Origin of the sequence: Bifidobacterium psychraerophilum, from assembly GCF_000741705.1 — a bacterium.
GTDB classification, from domain to species: domain Bacteria; phylum Actinomycetota; class Actinomycetes; order Actinomycetales; family Bifidobacteriaceae; genus Bombiscardovia; species Bombiscardovia psychraerophila.
Genome location: NZ_JGZI01000011.1, coordinates 26,257 through 49,711, shown reverse-complemented (window position 1 = coordinate 49,711; position 23,455 = coordinate 26,257). Strand labels below are relative to the sequence as shown.

Genomic DNA, 23,455 nt, shown 5'->3' with positions numbered 1-23,455 from the left:
CATGCCATCATTGTTTTCAACCCATGCAGGGGCGCTGATCCGAGGTGATGCGCCCGCTTCGGCATCAGGCCGGCTGCGTCGTTCCGTCATATCCGATGTGATCGTCGTCGCAGGAATCCTGGCGGTTCTGGGAGCGGTCGCCGCGCTGCTGCCACAGGTGAATGCCGCCATCGGTCCGCAGGGAATACCCTCAAGCATATCCACCGACCCGCACCTACTCCCGTATTATGCCTTGCGTTCCGTATTCAGAATGTTCATCGCACTGGGATTCTCCTTTCTGTTCACCGTCGTGTATGGCCTTGCCGCGGCAAGGAGCAGGCGGCTCGGGGCCATTCTGATACCGCTGCTCGATATCCTGCAGTCGGTTCCCATCCTGGGCTTTCTTTCCGCGACCATCACCATCTGGCTGGTGCTCTTTCCGGGATCGATACTCGGTGTGGAGGCGGCTTCGATTTTCGCCATCTTCACCAGTCAGGCATGGAATATGACCTTCTCCTTCCACCGCTCCCTGATGAGCGAGCCGCCTGAGCTGGACGAAGCGGCACGATTGCTCCAACTGAGCCACTGGCAGCGTTTCTGGAAGCTCGATGTTCCCAATTCGATGATTCCCCTGCTGTGGAACTGCATGATGAGCGTCGGCGGAGGATGGTTCTTCCTGACGGCATCCGAAATGATATCCGTCAACAACAGCACCTATGTTCTACCCGGCATCGGCAGCTACGTGGCCGAGGCCTCGGAGCGTCAGCAGCTTGGTAATATCGGCTGGGCGATACTCACCATGGTGATCGTCGTGGTGCTCATCGACTTCTGTCTGTGGAAGCCGCTGACCGCATGGGCCGAGAAGTTCCGCATCACTTCGAACAGCTCGGTCTCCCAGAAGCGCAGCCTGGTGCTGAGCGTCATCAGGCAATCCCACCTCAATGATGTGCTGGCGACAATCGGGCGCCCGATTGCGGATGTGTTGGATCGCCTGACCCTGCCCTTGGGCAGGACGGGAGCGCATTGGCATGTCAGAGGCACGCGTAGCCGCATCGGTGACGTCCTATTCGCCGTCGTCGCCGCTGCCGTGAGCATCTTCGGTGTCGTTCTATGGTTCGACTACATCCGTGAAGGAGCGGGAATCGCGGAGATCTGGCATGTTGCCGGGCTTGGTTTTCTGACCTTTCTGCGCGTGATGCTGCTGACCTTGATCTGCTCGATCATCTGGGTGCCCATCGGCGCCATGATAGGCATGAACCCGAAGCTCGCACGCTTCTTCCAGCCGGTGATACAGATTCTGGCGAGTTTTCCTGCGAACTTCACCTTCCCCTTGGTGACGCTATGGTTCATCGCGTGGCATATCGACATCAACTGGGGCAATCTGCTGCTGATGTCCTTGGGCACGCAGTGGTACATCCTGTTCAACGTGATCGCAGGAGCGAGTGCGATTCCCGACGATCTACGCGAAATGTCCCGAAGTCTGGGCATGGGCACCTGGCAGCGCTGGAAGACACTCATTCTCCCTGCGGTTTTCGGTGCATGGTGCACGGGTGGCGTTACCGCCGCAGGAGGGGCGTGGAACGCCTCGATCGTCTCCGAAACCGTGAGCTACGGTCACACCACGCTGACCGCAACAGGACTCGGTTCATACATAGCCGCCTCCACCGCGGAGGGCAATATGCCGCGCACGCTGCTTAGCGTGACCATGATGAGCATTTTCGTAGTGGTGGTCAATCGAGTGTTCTGGCACCCTCTGGAGCGCCTGGCTGATCGTCGCTTCTCACTGACCGCATGACCCCGCACAGCGCAAGCGTGCATTCCAATTCGTTTGAAGGAAAACCCATGAAGAACACTTTGACAGCAAACAACAATATTGATAACAGCGTGATCGACAACACGGCTGTGGAGAACACCGCAATGGAGAATACCGCCGTGAAAGGCACAGCGCTTCCGGTGATCACCGCAAACCATGTGAGCAAGAGCTTCCTCACCGATAATGGTGAGGATCTGAAAGTGTTGACGCATATATCGATGACCCTTCATGAAGGGGAGATCGTGGCGATTCTCGGTCGATCCGGCGCCGGAAAATCGACCTTCCTGCGTATTCTGGCGGGATTGGTTCCCCCGAGCGATGGTCGTGTGAAGTATCGCGGGAAGCCTCTCACCGGGCCGAATCCAGGGGTGGCGATGGTGTTTCAGACCTTCGCTCTGATGCCCTGGCTGACGGTTGAATCGAATGTGGAGCTTGGTCTGCAGGCGCAGGGCGTCGGCCGCAAGGAGCGGAAGGCGGCCGCGCTCAAAGCCATTGATTCCATTGGGCTGGACGGCTTCGAGTCGGCGTATCCGAAGGAGCTGTCCGGAGGCATGCGCCAACGCGTCGGCATCGCTCGCGCTTTGGTGCTCAAGCCGGATGCACTGTTCATGGACGAGCCATTCTCCGCCCTCGATGTGCTCACCGCGGAGAACCTTCGTCAGGAGGTGCTCAAGCTATGGGCGGATGGCAGCGGCGCCCTGCGTTCGATTCTCATCGTGACCCACAACATCGAGGAAGCGGTGCAGATGGCTGACAGGGTTGTGGTGCTGGGTTCCCATCCGGGACACGTCATAGCCGATGTGCCCATAACGCTTCCCCGGCCAAGGGACAAGCACACCGCAGCCTTCGAATCCACCGTGGATTCCCTGTATGCGATTCTTACCGGACAAGCCGACGCCGCGCGCGGCGGACACCGTGAGGAGGCTCTTTCGGGATTGCAGCAGATGTTCGCCGACTCCTCCCAAGGCAGCCATTCACTGCCTGACGCCACCCCGGGTGGTATGGCGGGATTGCTGGAGATCGTGGCCGACCACGAGGATGGCGTGGACCTTGCGGATCTGGCGTCGGCGTTGACCTTCGAGGTGGATGATCTGTTCCCGCTGCTCGATGCGGGAACGCTTCTGGGGATGCTGGACGTCGAGGAGGGGCACGTCAGCCTGACCCCTGCCGGCCGTGAGTGGAATGACGCCGATATTCTGGACAGCAAGATGATCTTCGCCAGGATGGCGATAAGCCATGTCCCGCTGATCCGCGCCATAGACAGAACCCTGCGCCAGTCCAAGAACGGCAAGGTCAGGGGTGATCTGATAGTGGATCTGCTGCGAGGCAAGCATAACGATGAGGCCGCGCAACAGCAGTTCCGCATAGCGGTCGAATGGGGACGCTACGGTGAGCTCTTCGACTACGACTCGGACGACGATACCCTCACCTTGGATGACAACGCGCAATGAGACATCCATTGCCGTGAGCCGGTGCCGTGATCCCTGCGGGGAAGCGGCACGGCTCGCGGTTGCCCGGGATCCGGGGGCTCGGGGGAGCTCCGTCTGAGGAACAATCGCTGCTGTTAGGCTTGATGTGGGAGAATTCAGCGACGGCGCACGTCGCAACACATGGTTAAGGCTCAAGGGGTTGGGGTATTTGCAGCAGGATTGGCGTGATGAAGGACAGTGGACCAAGCTGCCCAGCAGGGTGAAACGGGTATGGTATATTTCCTCGGCATTGACGGACGTGGTGGTGTTGCTGATCTGCGCGGTCGCAGTCGTGGTGCTGATGCATCTGGAATGGTGGGGCGTGTGGCAACGGACGGTGGTGGTGATCGCTGCGGTGCTTTCCCTGCTCGATCTGATGCTTCGACCGCTGGTCTCACGGTATGAATATGCGGTGAACCAATTCATACTCGGTGAACATGAGGTCTCGATTCGCAAGGGCTGGTTCCTGCGCAAACTGACGGTGATTCCCTATAACCGCGTCCAGCACGTGGAGACGAAACAGGGTCCCTTCCTGCACGCCTTTTCACTGATGTCCGTGGAGATCCATACCGCGGTGGGGGCGCATGTCATCGATGCCTTGGAGATTGACGATGCCATGAGCGTGGTCGGCCAGATCACCGCGAAGGTGCGTAGCGAGAAGGAGGACCTGTGAGCGCCCCCGCCGCGGGCACGCATCAGGCGGACGAGTCCGGACAAGGGGAGCGGAGCGACGGGAGCAATCAGAAGCCCCGGAATGCTTCCGGAAGCCAAGAGTCGGGGCAGTGGCGTCTGCTCCACCCCTTGGTGCTGGTCGAGGATGCGATAGACGGCGTCAAAAGCAGCGTATCGCTGATCATCGCTGCGGCGGTGGTCATCTTTCATTTCAATCCACCGCATTGGGTGATCTGGGCCTTTGGCGCATTCGTGGTGGTCTGCGCCTGTCTTATCGCTCCGATGGTGGGTTATTTCAGCACCAGATACCGCATGACCGGTGAATCGGTTGAATACCGTAGCGGCATCGTGGTGCGTAAACATAACATCATCGCCTATTCGCATATCCATGCCATCAGCAGTGACGAACCTTTCTATTACAAGCCCTTTTCCGTGGTGAAACTCAATATCGCGAGTGCGGGCACGGTCGCTGCCGACATGCAGCTCAAGGCCGTGCCATCGGATGTGCAGTATGAACTGGAGCATTTGAGGCATGCACGGGTCTCAGCTCAATCGTCTCAGGCCTCAGCTCAGGAGGGGATTGTCGCAGGCATCGGCGCGGAGGCTTCTGCCATAGTCACCGGACACGTCAGGCCCGGTGCATCCATTGAGGAGGAGCAGGGCCATGGCGAGATGCTGTACAGGGCTTCGACCGCTGATATCCTGCTCTATGCCCTCACCGATCTGCGGTTCCTGGCCGCCTTCGTCGCCCTGATCGGTCTGCTGGACAGGATAAAGGATGTGATTTCCGAGCGGCTCTTCGACGAGGCCGCGAGCAGGGTCACCAGTGTCTTCACCAGTGGGACGGTAGTGGTGATCGCTCTCATCGTGCTCGTGGTGATTGTTCTCATGGTGGCAAGCGTGGTCAACAGCATGCTGCAATTCTATGGTTTTGAAGTGTGGCGCAGAAAGGATGATCTTGTCATCGTGCGCGGTCTGCTGACCAGACGGAGGGTTACCGTTCCCGTGAACAGAATCCAGAGTGTGGGCATCCGCCAATCGGTGATTCGCCGCATGCTGCATCTGAATTCGGTGGCTGTGGCACTCAGCGCGTCGCACGGTGAAGATGACGATGGGGACTCCACCAGCATCAGTCTGTTGCCGGTCATCAGGCAGCGTGAACTCATCGAGACGATCGCGCGTGTGTTGCCGCAGTGGGATATCCCGAATCCGCAGGTGCAACGCACCTCACGGCATCTGACGAGGTATCTGCTGTTCCTGCCTTGCATGATGACGGGGCTGGCTGTGCTTGCGGTCATTCTGTTCGCAGTGCTCAGACATGATGGCATGGCTCTGCTGTGGGCGCTGCTGCCGCTGGCGATCGGCGCGCTGTGGTGTTTCTTCCGTTGGATCCGTGGCCGGTACGAAGGATTCCAACTATTGGACGACAAGAGGATCATCGTGTCGGGTGCCCGAGGTTTCGCTCTCTTCTGGGTGGTCACCCGGCGATCCAGAATCCAAAGCGTGGAACGGCAGACCACCGTGCTGCGCCAGCGTCGGGGAGTGGAGCGACTGACCATGCCGCTCTTCGTGTATTCGGGGGAGACGGAGCTGCGATTCTCCGTCATCCACCAGAGTCAGGCCGCACAACTGCAGGAATGGGCCATGCGCGTCCGCAGCTGAGTCCCTGCGGGAAGACGGTGCTTCGACCCGTGGGGCCTGTCCGCATCCGACTGCGTGCCACTGCCTTCTACACCAAAGCCTTCTACACCAAAGCCTTCTACGCCATTGCCGTCTACGTCGTTGCCAGGCCCGCACCCCGGTGGGCTTAGCGGGGGATGGCTGAATCACCGGGGATGGTGCTGCGTCGCTTCGTGATGCGGGCAGACCATAATCCGTAGACCAGTGCGATCAGCGTGAGCAGGATGCCGTAGACGAGGAATGGTGATTGCAGGGATTCGGAGGAGACGAGCATCGAGGAGAGTTTGAGCATGTAGGGCGCGGTGAAAATGCTCAGATTGCAGCCGACGAGTACGACCGAGGTGCACAGGTTGGCGGAACGCGGAGGACAGACCTCGTTGATCTTGTTGAAGCAGTAGGCGATCATCGTCGGGTAGGACAATCCTGAGACCAGGGCACCGAGGCATAATACCGGGAAATTCGGTGCGAGGAAGATCAGGAAACATCCTACGGTGAGGAACAGTACGCCCAAGGTGAGCGTCTGACCTTTCAGGATCCTATGCAGCCTGCCGAATGCGAAACCCATCAGCATGCCGCAGAAGATCATCACGCTCAACAGCGTGCTGGCCTGCTGCATGCTGCCGAAGGCATTGGTGGTGATAATCGAAGAAAGCCTGACCGTCACACCTGTGTACATCGTGACGGTGACGAAGAGGAAAGCGGTGATCAGCAGTATCGGGGCATTGACGCGTTGCTTCTGCGGGGTGTCGGAAAGAGCCGGGGTCGCGGGTGTCGCCGGGTCCTTCGGCACGAAGCTGACAAACAGGATGAGCACGGGTATGGCCAGCACGTAGAGCAGGAAGGGTCCATGCCATCCCAGATTGAGCAGGAGTCCTGCGATCAGTGTGAGCGTGGCCTGTCCAAGGGCGACGAAGGCGCTCCGGAATCCCATCAGCGTCGCACGCTCCTCGCCGGAGAAATACTTGCCGATCAGGCTCACGGCCAGTGAATTGATCAGACCGAGTCCGATGCCCAGGCCGATGCGGGAAGCCATGATGAGCCAGAAATTACTCGTCAGGAAGAAGGGTATGATGCCGAACACCGTGGCGATGCAGATGCCGGTGATCACCAGTGCGCGATCACTCACCGTCCTGGCGAGAAAGCCCGAAACGATGATCATCACGATCATCGCGCAGGTCGGAGCCGTGCTCAGCAGCTCGACATTCGTCCGTGATTGTTCGGGGAATTGCTTGATCAGCGCAGGCAATGCGCCCGCGATGGCATTGTATGAAGTCAGCAGCATCGAAATCGAAAGCAAGGATAGTTTCATTGCCCAGCCGTAGCTTGATGTTTTCATAATCTCCCATGTCGTTCTCAGGTGCTCTGTCCTACACCGCTTTGCGGTACGCGAGCATACCGATAGCCTTGGCATGCATGGGGGATCCCACCCACATCGTCCCCCGACCGATGCCTTAACATATCCTCGCCGCGTCGGCCTCCCGTGAACAGTCTTTGCCCCAGTCGTACACACTATCCACGAAAGCGAATGCCCTTCGTGTTTGTTATGCGGTATGGCCGCGCACGCCTCACGTGCAACGCCGAGGACAGGGCCGGTTCACTGCGCTGCGGTCGGCGTGAAGGATGACGGGCTTGCGGTGGCGACCATGCCAGGTCATAGTCTTGGAATATGACAGCTCATGGGTACGCAGACATTCAGCAGGCCTTGTCCTGGACTCGAGATCTGCTGAACGGTCGACTGCTTAATGAGGAGCGGAAGCCAACGAATACCTTGGTGGTCACCGGCCCTCCGTGCAGTGGAAAAACCTCTTTCGCACTCGGGGCTCTGCTTGAGGGGATGCGCGTCCTCGGAGCCGAGGATGCGGTGATGGTGGTGTCAGGGCGCAAGGCGGCGGCGCGGATGAGCCGCAGGGTGATCGAGGCCAGGGGTGTGGTCGATCAGTCGCGCCCGGTGGGCACGCTGGCCGCCCTCGCCTTCCGAGTGCTCTCGGCGGCTCACCTGCGCAAGGGGCAGCCGATGCCCAAGCTGCTGAATGGTGCCGAGCAGGAGGCACTGCTGCGTCGGGTTCTGGCGGAACATGTGCAGCATGTGCTCAGGGGTGAGCCCTGCGACAGCTGTTCCCTGATCGCTCGGTACTACGGCAATGTCCCCTCATGGATAGATCTGCTGGGAGGACGAGGAGCCGGCGGTCGCAGCACCCACCAGACGGGCGCACAGCGTGCAGAGGGGTCACCAGCGATGCATGGTGCGGCTAGCGCTGCCGATGCGCCTGGTGCCAAGGGGCGAGGCGGCGAATCCGGCGCTGCTCCGCGTGAAGACGGGAATACCTTCGAAGACTTGTCCCTGGCGACTGAGGCCGCAGGAATCAGTGCCGATTTCGTGGCCCAGCTCAGGGACACCTTGGCCCGCGTCAACGAACTCGGACTTGAATTCGGCGACGAGGATGAGGTGATCGCAGCACTCCGAGCCTCCTCTCTGCCTGTGAACGAGCGCGAACAGTTGGAGCTGCAATGGCAGCTCACCTTCAGACTTTGGCGGGAATATGCGGAGCATATCGAAAGGCGTTACCCGAAGGAGGCGCGTCTCGACTCCTCGCGTCTGCTGGTCGAGGCTGCCGAGGTGGTGGGTGAGGCGCCATCGGATATCCCGGCTGTGCTGGTGGTCGACGATTGGCAGGATGTGACGCTTGCGGGGATGACGCTGCTGCAATCCTTGGCGAATGAGGGTTGCCGGCTGGTGTTGGTCGGCAACAGCGATGAGGCGGTCCAGATATTCAGGGGATCGTACCCCGAATATCTTGAGGTCAGGGTCACCACGAGCCCCCAGGTGCACGATGCCTCGGGCCCACAGGGATTCGGTGGTGCGACGGCATCCTCACGCCTATACGCCAACGCGCATACCCTCGGGCGTCTGGGTGCCAAGCGTGCGGTGCTTGTGGCCAAAGCGATGCGGCCGCAGGACCGTGAGGACGATGTCAACGCTTCCACCATCGGGGAGTCCGCTCCCATGCAGCAGAGGAAGCACAGTTATCTTGATGTTCTGGCATCCAGGGTGTCCCTTGGCATCCCAAGCGAGGAGGATGAGAATCTCGCCCTGCCGCTGCGTCCTGGGAAATTGCCGCAATGGGAGGGAACGCTGCCTGTTCGCAAGCTTCTGCCGGACAGTGCATTGCCATCCGACGGCAGTGTGGAGCAACGATTGTTCCGCACAGCCGATGAGGAGCTGTCGCATATCGTGTGGCAGATCAAACATGAATCGCTGTCCCGCGGCCGGGATTGGAACGATATGGCGATCATCGCCCATGACAACGCCACCGTGGAGGTGTTCGGCCAACGTCTGCGTGAGGAAGGTGTGCCCGTCCGCTACTCCTCGGTCACCAGGCCATTGAAGGATGAGGCGGTCGTGCAAGGGCTGTTCGCCCTGATCGAACTCTCGCAGCGACAGTGCGACGACGCCCTGCTTGATTCCGCCTCACGTGTCGGCGCGATGCCTGATGCCGCCGAACAGGCGGAATGGATAGGTGCACGTATGCGGATACTGCTCTCCAGTCCTCTGCTGAAGGTGCAGCCCGGCAATGAAAGCACCCAGCGACCGGTACGTGTGCAGCGTCTGGAGATGCTGATGGACTCCTGCGCCGCGCTCGCGACACTGGGCGATGCTCCGCATGATGACGCTCTGCAAGGTGAGGCCCTGCACGATGAGACCGTTCAACCCGATGGCGGCGAGCCAGGGCAGGCATCCTCGGATGTGGAGCTGTCCAATGCCCGCAGACTTCAGACCGCCTGGCATGGCATACGCGAGGCCATCGAGTCACGCAGACGGCAACGCTTCGAAGCGAGTGGCATCACCATCGACGATTCACTGACTGCATCGCGCCGTCGGCAAGGCGGCGGTGCCGGGTATGGCGGTGAGGAGACGCTCAACGGTGCCTCATTGTATGCCGTCCTGCTGCTGGGCGATCAGGAGAGCCGCGATTGTCTGTTGTCGATGATGGGGGCGATTGCATCGGGTGGTCGCAGCGATCCGGACGTCGAGGCCTTGCGTGCCGCCTGCACGATGATGTCCCGAACGGCACAGGGACTTGCATCCTTGGACTCCGAAGAGCCTGAGTATGCGCTCTGGCAAGCCTGGGATGCCTGCGGCAAGGCGGAGCAATGGCAGCGTGATTCCCTTGAGGCCACACATCGGGGCGAGGTGGCCAATGACCGTCTCGATGCCGTGATGAGACTGTTCCAATTCGCCTCCGGTTCACAGACCTTCGAGAACGTCGCTGCATTCATCGAACAGGTCCGTGGCATGCAGATCGAGGCGGACTCCCTGGCGCATATAGGTCCGGTCGAGCAGGCGGTCACCCTGACCACGCCAGCCGGTGCGGTCGCCGAAGACCAACGTTGGCCTTTGGTGTGGCTGCCCCAGGTGCAGCAAGGTGTGTGGCCGAATCTGACCGAGCGTGACACCCTGTTCGGGACGGAGGACCTGGCCGAGCTGGTCATGCGCTACGGCGATGACTCCCGCAGGCCATCCGCTGCTTACGGCAATCGTCGACTGCGTGCGACCTTGTATGCGGAGAAGAAGAATCTGCTGATGGCCTTGACCAGAGCCTCGCAGCGGGTGATCGTCAGTGCGGTGTGGAATGACGATTCGGTACCCTCCGATTTCGTCTTCGGTTATCTGCCGGAGTTGTGCCCTCGTGTCTCCGATTCGACGCAGGCCGCATTCACCGAGGTCGGATCCGGCCAGGGGGAGAAGGCTCCCTTCGGTGGGCTTGAGGTCAGCGCGCGCGGCTTGGTCACCATTGCGCGCAGCGTTCTCGCGCAGGAGATCGGCATGCATGATGGTGACCATGGTGATGCGCGCGTCCAGGATGCGGTGGCCACCTTGGGCATGCTTGCCAAACTCGGATATTCATCCGCGGATCCTGATGCGTGGGCCTTCCGCAGTCCTTCAGCCCCTTCGTCGGCCGGTAGCGAGCCGGCCGATCCGACGCTCCCCGAACAGGCTGAGGATGCCGTGGGCAACGGCGACGGCGCAGCCTTCGGTGGCACTGTGTTGAGCAACACGGTGGAAAGCGCCGCACCGTCTGTGACCCTGTCTCCCTCCGCAGTCGACAGCATCTGGATGTGCCCGCTTGAATGGGCTGTGGATAACCGACTCAGCGGTCCGCGTCCGGGTTCCATATACATGAGTTTCGGCACGGTGATCCACCATGTCGCCCAGGCTGCCAGCGAGCGCGGTCTCGATGGATCCTCGTGGATCCATCAGCATCTGCCCTCATCCGGGCAGCAGGCCTTGATTGCTGATATCGCGGAGCAGATGATGGGCATATACCGTGAATACTCCGCTGATCTGATCAAACCGCCTGATTATGTGCAGTCCTATGATCTGCGTCGCAGGGATGCCATCGCCGAAACGATCATGAGCAATATCGCATCATATTTCGTGTGCAGCGTGCAGGATGACTATGCGCAATCCGGCAAGCTGCCGGTGCCGGTCGGTGAACTGGCCGGGGTCGAATGCGAGCTGCCCTTCATGGCAGCATTCTCGATGTCCGACATACTGCCCTTATGGAATACGAGCTACGGCGATCAATGCCCGCTCGACCAGCATGAGCTCTTCGCCGTGATGTCGGCTTTGGTCGGGGGATTTCCCAAAGCCTTGGATGAGGGGCTCGTCGTCCGACTTTCGGGACGTATCGACCGCTTGGAGCATCGTATCGTCAACGGAGCACCTGTGGTCCGGCTGTTGGATTACAAAACGGGCAAGGCGCATGCCCGGGCGAAGGTCTTCAGTGATCTGCAACTGGTCTGCTACCAGTTGGGACAGTATTTCGGAGCCGAGGAGCATCCTGCCCCGCAGATATCCCAAGCCGTGCTGTTCGATGTCTCCGAGAACAGCGCCCCTGCTTATTCGAGGCAGGAGGAATCCAGCTACCAGCCTGCGCTTATCCGTGGGAAGGGGCTGAATACCGTATTCGCACCACGCTCTGGGGTTACCAAGCTCGCCGGCGTGTTCAAGGGTCCTGAACTCCCTGAAGATGCACCGGAGGGAGTGAGCGATTCGACATGGCGCTTCGTGCTGCAGCAGCAGGGGCAGCAGGGGATATGGTCGCTGACGATGATGGCGAGGGTGTTCTTCGCGGCCGGGGTCAAGCTTTCACTCGGCACGGATCTGGCGGAATTCGATGCGGATCGTTGCCAGAACAATGGCAGGGGTGAGTGCCCGGCCTGGATGAAGCTGCATGGCAACGTGATGGAGGACGGACGATGAGGGGGACCGAGGAGCAGCGGGCGGTTATCGAAGCGCCGATCGAGGGTGATCTGCTGGTTGTGGCAGGTGCCGGATCGGGCAAGACGATGACGATGACGATGCGCATCATCCATCTGATCAAGGAGGGCGTTGCCCCCGAGCGTATTCTTGGGCTCACCTTCACACGGAAAGCGGCCTCCGAACTGCTGTCACGGGTGTCGGCCGCCGTGCTCGATCAGGATGGTGAAAACGCCTCGGATGCCGATTACGGCTTCCTCAAACCCGAGGTGTACACCTACGACGCCTTCTTCCAATCCATCGTGCGTCGCTATGGTTTGCTCGTGGGCATGGACCAGCAGACACAGCCCTTGAGTGAAGCAGGCGCTTATCAGCTCGCGGCTTCGGTGGTGCACGAGAACCTGGACCGTCTCTTCATGACGCCTGGCGCTTTGCCTACGACGTCCTTCGACACGATCGTGGGACAGATCCTGTCTCTTGCCCACGCCTGTACGAATGCGATGATCAGCGAGGACTGCCCGAGCTTCGATGAGGCGGCCGAACGCGTGAGCGCTTGGGACGAGGCCTTCATCGATTCCCTGCGTGCGGCGATCGACGGTGAGGATATACCGGAGAAGGAATTGACGGCAAGTGCCCTCGGCATGCCAAGAAGGAACAAGAAGGATTCCGAATCCGATTACGTCGAGAAACTGAGGCTGATGCGCGACAGGCAACATCTGCAGGAGCTCTTCGATGTGAATCGTCTGCTGCAGGTGGCAGGTCAGCGCGAAGTGCTGCTTGATCTCGCCGGACAGTACGAAGAGGCCAAGCGTGCAGCGAATATGGCCGAATTCAGTGATTTCACACTGGCCGCATTCCAGCTGGTCACTCGATTCCCATCCATAGGTGCACACTATCGGCAGCGTTTCTCGCACGTCTTCCTGGATGAGTACCAGGACACATCAACCACCCAGGCGATGCTTCTTGCGGCGCTGTTCCATATCGACGGACCGCGGTCGGATCGGCATCAGAGCGGGGATGGTCAGCAAGTACAGGGTCAGCGGGGCTCCTATGGCAGGACTTCGGTCACCGCCGTAGGTGATCCCTTCCAGTCGATCTATGCCTGGAGAGGTGCGAGCCCAGGAGCCTTCAGAACTTTCCAGCAACAGTTCGGCCAGCGGCAGGAAGCCGCCTCGTTATCCGCCACATTCCGTAATCCCAGGATCGTACTGGAGGCCGCGAACGCCCTGACCCGCGATCTTCGTGAGGATTCCGGATCCTTATCCAGCGCCTCCATGAGGGAGGTGGATGTACTCAAGCTCAGGCCTCGTGATGGTGCCGATGAGGGCACACTGGGACTGCTCGGGTACCGCACGCTCGCCCAGGAGATCGACGGCGTGCTGCGCTTCGCCAAACATGCGATCGCACGGCATGCTTCCAGTGGCGACGGAAGAGGGGGAGCCGACACCTCGGCACCCCATGTCGCGGTGCTGTTCCGCGCCAAGTCGACGATGCCGCAATACAGGGACGCACTGCTCGCCGCGGGTCTGAGCTGTGAGGTCGTCGGGTATTCCGCCCTGCTTGACAAGCCTGAGATCATGGATGCGCTCGCGGTGCTCCATGTGATCAGCGATCACACCGATTCCGGGTCACTGATGCGTCTGCTGGCCTCGGCACGCTTCAATATCGCGCCAAAGGATTTGAACGCCTTGGCCAGGATGTGTGAGCGTCTCAATACCGAGCATCAGTACCGTGCCCTTGTCGAGGCCGGTGTTGTGCCGGGTGGATTGCGCGCTTCGGCAATGAGCCGTGCGGTGGTCGCCCATAGGGATCTGGTACCCGACGGTGTGTTCCTCACCGATGTGCTTCTTGACGATCACTGCGCCGAGACCCTGGCGAAGCCGAGAGCGCGGGCGAGCTTCACCGAGACGGGGCGGAAACTGCTGCTCAGAGCCTCCGAGGTGCTGCGACGTGCGCAGGCGGAGAGCACAACCGGCTTGAGGCAGGCGGTGCGTGGGGCCGTTCAGGCATTGGACCTGGATATCGACGTCGTTCTCGCCCATGCCTTGCATCATCCCGATGAAGCCCTGCAGCCAAGCGAATCGACGGCCGCACTGGGTGCGCTGTATGATCTGGCCGATAGCTTTATCGCCGATTTGCCTGCGGGAAGTGTCGCATCCTTGCCTGCTTTCGTCTCGTGGATCGATTCGATGAAGAAAAGCCCTGATGAGCCGGCAAGCGGGGCTGACAGCCATGCCGATGTGGTGCTGATGACGATTCACCAGGCGAAGGGCCTTGAGTGGGATGCCGTGGCCTTGGTGGGTTTGCAGGCGGGGAGTTTCCCCAGCAGCCAAGGGGACGGACTCAGCGTCACCTGTGTCGATCCGAAGGGCTCACAGGAGGGGCTTCGTCGGTATGAACAGACCGCCCATACCTGGCTGACCGATCCCACGGCGGTTCCGGTGCCTGTGCGCGCGGATGCGATGATACTGCCGCGATTCCCTCATGACGCCGCAATAGGGGTCGATCCGATCAGCTCCTTGCGGACCTTGAACATCCATACCGTCGTCGATGAGGCCTTCGGCACTCTGCGCGCCTATCCCCGATACGATGAGGAGGATGCGGGCGACGTCGAGGCCGACATCGACGTTCGCACCGAACGCGGCGATCCCGGATATCTCACCCAGGAGCAGGAATACGGCGCTCGGCTGCTTGCCGATGAACGGCGTCTGGCGTATGTGGCGCTTACCCGCGCGAAGCATGACCTCCTGCTCACTTTCGCCGAGACACCGAGTGACCCCCGTGTGGCACTGGATGATCAGCAGGTTGACCCCGAGTCCAAAGCCTCCAACTTCTGGCTTGAACTCTGGGATCTCTTCCGCGGGCGATCAGGATGCGTCCCCGCGGGAGCGGATCGCACGCTTGAAGCAGGAGACGCACAGCCTCCGAGCGGAGTGTTCGTGGGGGCTGATGCCGAGGCCTATGAATCCGCTGTGGTGCATGCTGCGCAGCGTGACGCACCCTCCTTGAGCGCTGAACGGCCACAGGTGAACAGGTGGCCTGTTGTGCTGGATCGCTCGCTGTCGTGGATTCTTGAACGCTCCGCGACCCTGCTTCGCGATGCGCGGGAAAGCGATGACGGTGCAGTGGATTCGCTGCCTGCGGATGCTTCGCTTCTGGCCCAGGCCGTGAGAGTCGTCCAATCCAATGCCGGACGCTTCGGCGGCCCAGCGATCGACCCTGATGATATATCCGCCTTGCGCGAGCTCGGTGGCCGGATCCTTATGCACGGCACCCAGAACGTGACGGCGATACAGGCCCGTACGGGTGCCCTTTCCGAAGAACGTGAGCATCGCTACTGGCAAGGAATCGTCCGACCTGTTCCACGGGTGTCTTCACCATCCGCACAGGCCGGTACCGTCTTCCATGCTTGGGCCAGCCAATTCCTCATACCCTCCTTCGATGCGGAGGGATCCGTGCCGGTGGACGACGGCCCGATGCCCGATGTCGAACTGATCCGCCAGTCGATGCTCCAGCAGCCCGAACCCGCTACGGATATACTGCCCTCGGAGCAGTCGGCGAAGCTGCACCTCTGGCAGCAGCGATTGGCGCAGTCCCATTGGGCGCACAGGCCGGTTCGTTGGGTCGAACGGCCCATCGTCGCATATCTTGGTGACTCCGTCGTCAATGGGAAGCTTGATGCCGTCTTCGAAGGCGGTCTTGATCCCTCCGATCCGGCCAAGCGCTTCACCGTTGTCGATTGGAAAACAGGCAGGCGTCCCTCCGATGGGCCCGAGAGCGATCAGAAGCTCCTGCAGCTCGAAATATACCGCCTCCTGCTTTCGGTAATAGAGAACATCGAATTGGACACTATCGACGCGTGCCTCTACTATCTGAGTGAGGCTGGGGCGGAAAGAGCCGAAATCCCCGTGAAGGGCATGACGCGGGAAGAGATCATGGACATCGTGACAGTGGGTGTCCCGGAAGCGTCCGATAACGACTAGAGACCGGTGGTCCCTGCAATGCAACAGGGCATGAGACGCTGATCGGTCGAAGGACGCGACATAGCAAAACAACATAAGGAGCATCATGCAAGACGCAGATGCGCAGGAAATGATGATGACCGGAACGAATGACGCGACAGGCGCCGAACACACCACAAGGGACGCCGCTTCGACGGCGGCCGCGGAAGAACGGTCGCAGGTGGAATACCGCGACGTGGCATGGTCCGATGTGGATGAGATCACGAAGTTGTTCGAGGATATGTGGTTCCATATCGAACCTCATGTAGGCACGCCCATCGCTGCCTTGAGCGCACGGCGCAGTGTGCTGCGCTATCTGTGCGAGAGCACCGATGGCGAGGTCGCGGTGCTCGACGGGCATATCGCGGGCGTCGTGCTGCTCAGGGTCCCGCAGCGCCCCGTGCTGTTCAAGGATGCCGGGACGAAACTGAATATCGTCGACGCCAGGCTTTCGGCCGATGAGGAAGGCTCGCGCGCATTGTCCGATTTGATGCACTGGCATGGCATCGAGGTCTGCATGGACAAGGATGCCGATGTACAGGAGCGCAGCGGTGCGGAACTGCAACTCTTCGTGGTCTCCTCACGCTCCCGCGGGCACGGGGTGGGCGGCACCCTCTTCCGCAGGATGAAGCAGCGCTTGAGCGCCTATGGCGTGGAACGCTACTATCTGCACACCGATACCAGTTGCAACTACAGTTTCTATGACCATCAGGGCCTGGAACGCATCGCCGAACGGCCATCCTCTGAAGACGCCGTTGTCGCCGGTGACGATGACAAGCCCTTCTGGCCATCCGACGACACCAGGTACATCTATCTGGGTGCCGCCTGATTGTCTTTCACCATCGCGAGCGGGGCGTCTGCCTGCAGCCCACGGAGGTGAGGATCCGCATTCCGGTCTGGTGACGGGGCGCAACGGCGTTCATCGGAAAGGGACTGTATGGTGGATTCGGTCGGAACAGTCAGTTGATGGAGGTGTGGGATGGTGCGTGTCTCGGTGGTCGGCGCTCATGGGCGTATGGGAGGCAATGTCGTCAAAGCGGTTGAAGGCGCCAAGGATATGGAGTTGTCCGTCACGGTGGATGCCGGGGACGGGCTTGACGCGATCACCCCGGAGAATACGGATGTGGCGGTGGATTTCACCGTTCCGTCGGCGACCTTGGACAATGTGCTCTCGCTGGTCTCCCATGGGGTCAGCGTGGTCGTCGGTACCACCGGTTGGACGGACGATAAGCTGGATCAGGTGCGCGAGGCCGTAGGCAAGCATCCGGGGACGAGTGTGTTCATCGCTCCGAATTTCGCGATTTCCGCGGTGCTCGCCGATTACTTCTCGACGATTGCGGCGAAGTACTTCGAGTCCGCCGAAGTCATCGAGATGCATCATCCGAATAAGGTCGATGCCCCTTCGGGTACGGCAATCCACACCGCCAAGGGCATAGCCGAGGCACGCCGCGAAGCCGGACTCGGGTCTATTCCGGACGACACGAAAAGCGATGGGGGATCCAGAGGGCAGCTTGTGGATGGGGTGCATGTGCATGCAGTCCGTCTGCGTGGTCTGAACGCCCATGAAGAGGTGCTCTTCGGTAACGCCGGTGAGCAGCTGGTCATACGTGCGGACAGCTTCGACCGTTCCTCCTTCATGCCCGGAGTGCTGCTGGCCGTGCGCAAGTTGTCTTCAGGAAAATACCAGGGTCTGACGGTGGGATTGAACAATTTCCTCGATCTGTGATCGGAAGGGGACTTGCTCTGGTCTCAGCCCAGAAGTACCTTGAGATATATGAGTGACGGTGAGATGCAACTGCTGGACGCGGCTCCTTTTGGACGCGTCCTTCCTGCTATGGCTACTCCGATGAGGGCTGACGGCTCGGTGGACTTCGATGCCGCGGCCGCGCTTGCCCAGCATCTTGTGGCTGATGGCGCTGATGGTCTTGTGGTCAATGGCACCACGGGTGAGTCGCCCGTCACGCATCTGGATGAGAAGGTCGATCTGGTCAGGGCCGTCAAGGCGGCCGTCGATGTGCCGGTTATTTCGGGCGCAGGCTCCAACGACACCGCCCATACCGTACGCATGGCACAGATGACGCAGGAAGCAGGGGCCGATGGACTCCTGATCGTCATGCCCTACTATTCGCGGCCTTCCGGCAACGGCGTGGTCGAGCATTATCGGGCCGTGGATGAGGTCGCCGAAAAGCCGATTCTGATCTATGACGTTCCAGGACGCACCGGATTGCATGTGAATCTGGATACCTATCGCCGCTTGGCGGAGTTGGAACACGTCAAAGCCGTGAAGGACGCCACCGGGAATCTCGCGGCAGCGATAGCCAAAAAGGCCGCAACCGGCCTTGACTGGTATTCGGGCGACGACGGGCTGTTCCTCCCCTTCCTTTCCATCGGTGCCGTCGGTATCATCTCGGTGGCTGCACATGTGGCGGCCAGGCCGATGAGGGGTCTTGTCGACGCTTTCAACCAAGGGGATATCCGCAAGGCGCAGCGGATCGCGGAGCAGCTTTGCCCGGTCATCGAAGCGTTGAACGGGGATGGGTACCAAGCGGTGATGGCAAAGGCCGCACTCAAAATCAAAGGATATATACCAAGTGCAGCAATGCGCTTGCCGAATATGGAGCCGGGTCCGAAGGAATTGGACAAGGCCGAGGAAGGTATGCGTCAGGCGGGTTTGCTCTGATGCATACGCTGATGGCTCCTTGTATTCGGCGAATGTCGGACGTCGCTTCCGTATAGGCGGAAGCACACAGCAGAAAATCAAGTGAGAATGGCAAAAGAACAAGAAACGAATACACGCAGTAAAAACCGTCAGTCATCAGGCTCAGGCCGTGGACGGGGAGCGGGTCGCGGACGCTCGCGGCAGGGAGACGGTCGCAACAACAGGAACAAGGTGGAGAAGCAGGAGGTCGTGCTCGTCCCACCGCCTAAGTACAGAAAAGGCTCGATGCGCATCACCCCACTCGGTGGGCTCGGTGAAATCGGCCGCAACATGAATGTGATCGAATACAACGGGCATATCCTGCTGATCGATTGCGGCGTGCTCTTCCCCGAAGAGGAGCAACCCGGCGTCGATCTGATTCTGCCTGATTTCAGCTATATCAAGGACCGGCTCGATGAGGTCGAAGCCCTGGTGCTGACCCACGGGCATGAGGATCACATCGGCGGGGTGCCGTATCTGTTGAAGCTGCGCCCGGACATTCCTCTGATCGGTTCGAAACTGACATTGGCATTCGTTGATGCCAAGTGCAAAGAGCACCGACTGAACCCCACGAAGGTCGAGGTCGAGGGGCGTGACAAGCTCAAGGTAGGTCCCTTCACCCTCGAATTCATCACCGTGACGCATTCGATCCCTGATGCCCTGGCTGTTTCGGTCAAGACCCCGGCCGGTCACATCATCGACACCGGTGATATGAAACTGGATCAGCTGCCTCTGGATCACAAGATCACCGATCTGCGCGAGTTCGGTCGTCTGGGCGAGCAGGGGGTCGACCTGCTGATGGTGGATTCCACCAACGCCGAGGTCCCAGGCTTCGTCAAGCCCGAGACCACGATCGGTCCGGCTTTGGACCGTGCCTTTGCGGAAGCGACGCGTAAGATCATCGTCGCCAGCTTCTCAAGCCACGTGCATCGTGTTCAGCAGGTTGTGGACGCCGCGCACAAGAACGGGCGCAAGGTCGTCTTCGTCGGCCGTTCCATGGTGCGCAACATGGGCATCGCCTCGGATCTGGGTTATCTGCATCTGCCGGAGAACACGGTTGTGGATCTCAAGCAGGCGCATGACATCCAGGACAATAAGATCGTCTACATGTGCACCGGTTCGCAGGGTGAGCCGATGGCCGCCCTTGGTCGTATCGCGGAGGGCACGCACCGTGACATCACGGTCAACGAGTTCGATACCGTGGTGCTGGCGAGCTCGCTCATCCCGGGCAACGAGCACGGCGTCTACAAGGTCATCAACAAGCTCATCCGAATGGGTGCCAGGGTGATCAACAAGGACAATGCCGCAATCCACGTCTCCGGCCACGCCGACGAGGGCGAGCTGCTCTACTTCTACAACATCGTGCAGCCGAAATGCGCGATGCCGATCCACGGTGAGAACCGCCACCTGGTGGCCAATGGACTGATCGCGGTCAAGACCGGTGTCGATCCGAAGAATGTGGTGCTTGCCGAGGACGGCGATGTGGTTGACCTCTATCATGGGCAGGCCGCAGTGGTCGGTTCGGTTCCATGCGGATATGTGTACGTTGATGGCGATTCGGTTGGTGAACTCACCGACGACGAGCTCGAGAAGCGCCGTATCCTCGGTTCCGAAGGCTTCGTCTCCGCGTTCGCGGTCGTTGACACCGAAAGCTCGGAGGTCGTTTCCGGGCCGAAGATATTCCTCAACGCCGTCGCCGAGGATGAGAGCGAATTCGTCAAGGTGCGTCAGCAGATCACCGAACAGTTGCAGGATGCGATGATGCAGGGCACCCGCAACACCTATCAGCTGCAGCAGATCATGCGCCGCACGCTTGGGGGATGGGTTTCCCGCAAGCTGCACCGCCGTCCGATGATCGTGCCGGTGGTCGCTGATCTCGCGCAGGATGTCCAAAAGCAGGAGCGCTGAATTCAGCCTTCCTCTTATCCTCCAAGAACACATGCCGGTCAATCCGGCATGTGTTCTTCTTGCTTGGGAGGTCCGTGGCGTCCGTGGCAGTGGGGCCGACCTCGTGCGAGGCCCCTATGCTTACAGACATTTGTTTGAGAACGCGATAGGCTATCTCAGGAAGCAGTCTCATGAATATGTTTGACCGGACAGAGTCGGGGAAGCGGTCAGAAGCCGCACACCATACGTAAAAGGAGTGTAATGCCAGGAGCAAATCTCACCAGAGTCGAAGCGCAGGAACGCAGTGCCGTCATAGCCAACCCGCACTATGCGGTGGAGCTGGATCTCACCGTCGGGCCCAAGAACTTCGTCTCGGACACCACTGTCACCTTTGACGCGAAGAAGGGCTCGAGCAGCTTTCTGGATCTCATAGCGGACACCGTTGAGACGATCACGCTGAACGGCGAGGAGCTCGACGTATCCCAGGTGTTTGTTGACAGCAGAATCGAACTGCCGGGCTTGGACGAGCACAACACCGTGCACGTGGTGGCCAGCTGCCAGTATTCGAACACGGGTGAAGGGCTGCATCGTAGCGTCGATCCTTCGGATGGCAACATCTATCTGTACAGCCAATTCGAGGTTCCGGATGCCCGACGCGTCTATGCGGTGTTCGACCAGCCCGATCTCAAGGCGGTGTTCGATTTCACCGTGCAGGCCCCGCAAAGCTGGGAAGCCATCTCGAATATGCCGCTTGAGAAGGTCGACAACCTCGATCGTCTCACCGAGGACGGCACCTTGGGAGAGGGCCGTCAGGCCGAGGGCGTGCGTCGTTGGGTGTTTGAATCCACGCCGAAGATGAGCTCCTATCTCACCTCATTCGCCGTCGGGCCATACGCCCGGTGGACGAGCGAGTACGCCAACGAGGACGGCCGTACCGTGCCGATGGCTCTCTATTGCCGCCAGGCGCTCAAGGACGCGATGGACAAGGATGCCGAGTATCTCTTCGACATCACCAAGAAGGGCTTCGCCTTCTACGCCAACATCTGGGGCGTGCCATACCCCTATGCGAAATACGATCAGGTCTTCGTTCCGGAATACAACGCCGGCGCGATGGAGAACATAGGCATGGTCACCTTCCGTGATTCATACATCTTCGAATCAAAGGTCACCGACGCTGTGGCGAACCGTCGCGTCGAAACCGTGCTGCATGAGCTGGCCCATATGTGGTTCGGCGATTATGTGACGATGAAATGGTGGAACGATCTTTGGCTCAATGAGTCATTCGCGGAGTTCATGTCCACTCTGGCCACCGCGGAGGCCACCGAATGGTCGGGCGATTGGGCCACGTTCTGCTCAGGCGAGAAAAGCTGGGCCCTGCGCGAGGATCAGCTTTCGACGACGCACCCGATCGTCGCGCCGATCAACGATCTGAACGACACCTACGTCAATTTCGATGGCATCACCTATGCCAAGGGCGCTTCGGTGCTCAAGCAGCTGGTCGCATACGTCGGACGCGAGGACTTCTTCAAGGGCATCCACAACTATCTGGAGAAGTATGCATACTCCAACGCCACGCTGAACGACCTGCTGGCCGAACTCGCCGCGGCTTCGGGGCGCGACCTCAATGCCTGGTCGAAGCTCTGGCTCGAACAGTCGGGCATCAATACGATCAGCGCGGATGTGCGGAGCGACGATCAGGGCATCATCACCGCGATGACCCTGACGCAGAGCGCACCGGAGGAACACCCGGTACTGCGTCCGCACCGTCTGGCAGTCGGCTTCTACGATCTGAACGAAGCGGGATCGGTCGTGCGCACCGAACGCTTCGAGCTCGATGTGGATGGCGAACACACGGCGGTCGACGCCGTCGTGGGCAGGAAGCGTCCGGCCTTCATTCTGATCAACGATGACGATCTGACCTATACCAAGATCCGTCTCGATGAGGAATCCCGCAAATTCGCTCAGGAGAATCTCTACCGCTTCGAGGATTCCCTCGCCCGCGCCCTGGTATGGCTGAGCTTCTGGGATATCACGCGCGACGGCGAATATCCGGCCGAGCACTTCATCGGGCTGTCCTTGAAGGCCCTGTCCACGGAGAAGCATTCGACCACATTCCGCTATGCCATAGGCCAGCTTTCGACCGCGGCCCATTCCTATGTGGCGGGACGTCGACGTGAGCCGGTGCTCTCATTGGTGGCTCAGAATCTGTGGACCTTGGCGACGCAGAGCAAGGCCGGTTCCGATGAGCAGTTCCAGCTGGTCCGGTCCTATCTCGGATATGGCGTCGATCCCGATTTCGAGGATCATGCGCGGGGTCTGCTCAGCGGCGACCTGAAATTCGAGGGGCTGACGGTGGATAACAACCTGCGTTGGGCGATCATCACCGCGCTTGCGGCCCAGGATCTGCTGGCGGATGGTGAGATAGATGCCGAGCTGGCGAAGAAGGACACCACCGAGAACAGGGAATTCGCCATTGGTGCCAAGGCTTCCGTGCCCACGGACAGTGTCAAGGCCTGGGCTTGGGATGCCGCGCTGCATGACGAGAGCCTCACCAATTCGCAGATCGAGGAAGTCGCGGGCGGTTTCTCGGATAATGCCGTCCCCGCCCTGTACGTCGATTACGTCCAGCGCTATTTCGACAGCGTCGATTGGATTTGGAAGAACAAGTCCTTCCACGTCGCCGAAAGCCTGATCGATCCGCTTTCCGGTCGTGGCCTCTACCCGCGCTATGCCGACCCTGCACAGCTGGTCGCGGCGGGGGAGCAGTGGTTGGCATCCCACCAGGATGCGGACCGCGCACTCAAAGGCATGATCACCAAGAACACCGAGGAATCACGCCGTACGCTGACCGTTCGCAACTACAACGAACAGCTTTCCTGAGCGGGGGCACGCCTTGCGGTCAGCAATCCTGTGATGCACGCATCAAGGTCCTGACCGCAGGGCCAGGCTTGGAAATAATGTACAGGTAACGTTCCGGCAACCATACCGACATGC

At 60.1% G+C, this 23,455-nt stretch carries 12 protein-coding genes; 11 read left to right on the top strand and 1 reads right to left on the bottom strand.

What is annotated here, in order from left to right; translation table 11 throughout:
* Position 1 precedes the first annotated feature (1 nt).
* From BPSY_RS10730 to BPSY_RS10715, 4 genes are all read left to right on the top strand, one after another.
* On the top strand, positions 2 to 1,774 hold the full coding sequence (locus tag BPSY_RS10730) for an ABC transporter permease (protein WP_033497073.1): 1,773 nt from the start codon (positions 2 to 4) through the stop codon (positions 1,772 to 1,774).
* Positions 1,775 to 1,896: 122 nt separating this feature from the next.
* Positions 1,897 to 3,243, top strand: coding sequence for an ABC transporter ATP-binding protein (locus tag BPSY_RS10725; RefSeq protein WP_051921984.1), 1,347 nt, complete (start codon positions 1,897 to 1,899; stop codon positions 3,241 to 3,243).
* Between the two features lie 124 nt (positions 3,244 to 3,367).
* Positions 3,368 to 3,934 (top strand): PH domain-containing protein, encoded by a 567-nt coding sequence (locus BPSY_RS10720; RefSeq protein WP_033497039.1) that lies wholly within the window; start codon positions 3,368 to 3,370, stop codon positions 3,932 to 3,934.
* Positions 3,931 to 5,595, top strand: a complete 1,665-nt coding sequence (locus BPSY_RS10715; RefSeq protein ID WP_033497041.1) for a PH domain-containing protein — start codon at positions 3,931 to 3,933, stop codon at positions 5,593 to 5,595. The genes BPSY_RS10720 and BPSY_RS10715 overlap by 4 nt, the downstream gene beginning before the upstream one ends.
* Before the next feature lie 145 nt (positions 5,596 to 5,740).
* On the opposite strand, the gene BPSY_RS10710 is transcribed toward BPSY_RS10715, so the two are convergent.
* On the bottom strand, positions 5,741 to 6,949 hold the full coding sequence (locus tag BPSY_RS10710) for an MFS transporter (protein ID WP_081884445.1): 1,209 nt from the start codon (positions 6,947 to 6,949) through the stop codon (positions 5,741 to 5,743).
* A 330-nt stretch (positions 6,950 to 7,279) separates the two neighbouring features.
* Here BPSY_RS10710 and BPSY_RS10705 point away from each other — a divergent pair, with 330 nt between their 5' ends.
* The 7 genes from BPSY_RS10705 to pepN all read left to right on the top strand — a co-directional run bounded on the left by BPSY_RS10705 (position 7,280) and on the right by pepN (position 23,341).
* Positions 7,280 to 11,878 (top strand): PD-(D/E)XK nuclease family protein, encoded by a 4,599-nt coding sequence (locus BPSY_RS10705; RefSeq protein ID WP_081884444.1) that lies wholly within the window; start codon positions 7,280 to 7,282, stop codon positions 11,876 to 11,878.
* Positions 11,875 to 15,858, top strand: coding sequence for an ATP-dependent helicase (locus BPSY_RS10700; RefSeq protein WP_033497043.1), 3,984 nt, complete (start codon positions 11,875 to 11,877; stop codon positions 15,856 to 15,858). Before BPSY_RS10705 ends, BPSY_RS10700 begins: the two co-directional genes overlap by 4 nt.
* An 85-nt stretch (positions 15,859 to 15,943) precedes the next feature.
* Positions 15,944 to 16,705: a GNAT family N-acetyltransferase gene (locus BPSY_RS10695; RefSeq protein ID WP_051921980.1), complete on the top strand. Its 762-nt coding sequence runs from the start codon at positions 15,944 to 15,946 to the stop codon at positions 16,703 to 16,705.
* Positions 16,706 to 16,855: 150 nt separating this feature from the next.
* Positions 16,856 to 17,602 carry a 4-hydroxy-tetrahydrodipicolinate reductase gene (gene dapB, locus BPSY_RS10690; protein ID WP_033497045.1) on the top strand — a complete coding sequence of 249 codons (747 nt, stop codon included), beginning with the start codon at positions 16,856 to 16,858 and terminating at the stop codon, positions 17,600 to 17,602.
* A gap of 48 nt (positions 17,603 to 17,650) precedes the next feature.
* Positions 17,651 to 18,556, top strand: coding sequence for a 4-hydroxy-tetrahydrodipicolinate synthase (gene dapA, locus BPSY_RS10685; protein ID WP_033497047.1), 906 nt, complete (start codon positions 17,651 to 17,653; stop codon positions 18,554 to 18,556).
* 87 nt (positions 18,557 to 18,643) lie between these two features.
* Positions 18,644 to 20,482, top strand: a complete 1,839-nt coding sequence (locus tag BPSY_RS10680) for a ribonuclease J (RefSeq protein WP_033497049.1) — start codon at positions 18,644 to 18,646, stop codon at positions 20,480 to 20,482.
* Between the two features lie 240 nt (positions 20,483 to 20,722).
* Positions 20,723 to 23,341 carry an aminopeptidase N gene (gene pepN, locus BPSY_RS10675; protein WP_033497051.1) on the top strand — a complete coding sequence of 873 codons (2,619 nt, stop codon included), beginning with the start codon at positions 20,723 to 20,725 and terminating at the stop codon, positions 23,339 to 23,341.
* Positions 23,342 to 23,455: the final 114 nt, after the last annotated feature.

Coding starts and splice junctions, on each gene's coding strand:
- BPSY_RS10730 (WP_033497073.1), top strand. CDS start 2: ATGCCATCATTGTTTTCAACCCATGCAGGGGCGCTGATCCGAGGTGAT.
- BPSY_RS10725 (WP_051921984.1), top strand. CDS start 1,897: ATGGAGAATACCGCCGTGAAAGGCACAGCGCTTCCGGTGATCACCGCA.
- BPSY_RS10710 (WP_081884445.1), bottom strand. CDS start 6,949: ATGAAAACATCAAGCTACGGCTGGGCAATGAAACTATCCTTGCTTTCG.
- BPSY_RS10705 (WP_081884444.1), top strand. CDS start 7,280: ATGACAGCTCATGGGTACGCAGACATTCAGCAGGCCTTGTCCTGGACT.
- BPSY_RS10700 (WP_033497043.1), top strand. CDS start 11,875: ATGAGGGGGACCGAGGAGCAGCGGGCGGTTATCGAAGCGCCGATCGAG.
- BPSY_RS10695 (WP_051921980.1), top strand. CDS start 15,944: ATGCAAGACGCAGATGCGCAGGAAATGATGATGACCGGAACGAATGAC.
- dapB (WP_033497045.1), top strand. CDS start 16,856: ATGGTGCGTGTCTCGGTGGTCGGCGCTCATGGGCGTATGGGAGGCAAT.
- dapA (WP_033497047.1), top strand. CDS start 17,651: ATGAGTGACGGTGAGATGCAACTGCTGGACGCGGCTCCTTTTGGACGC.
- BPSY_RS10680 (WP_033497049.1), top strand. CDS start 18,644: ATGGCAAAAGAACAAGAAACGAATACACGCAGTAAAAACCGTCAGTCA.
- pepN (WP_033497051.1), top strand. CDS start 20,723: ATGCCAGGAGCAAATCTCACCAGAGTCGAAGCGCAGGAACGCAGTGCC.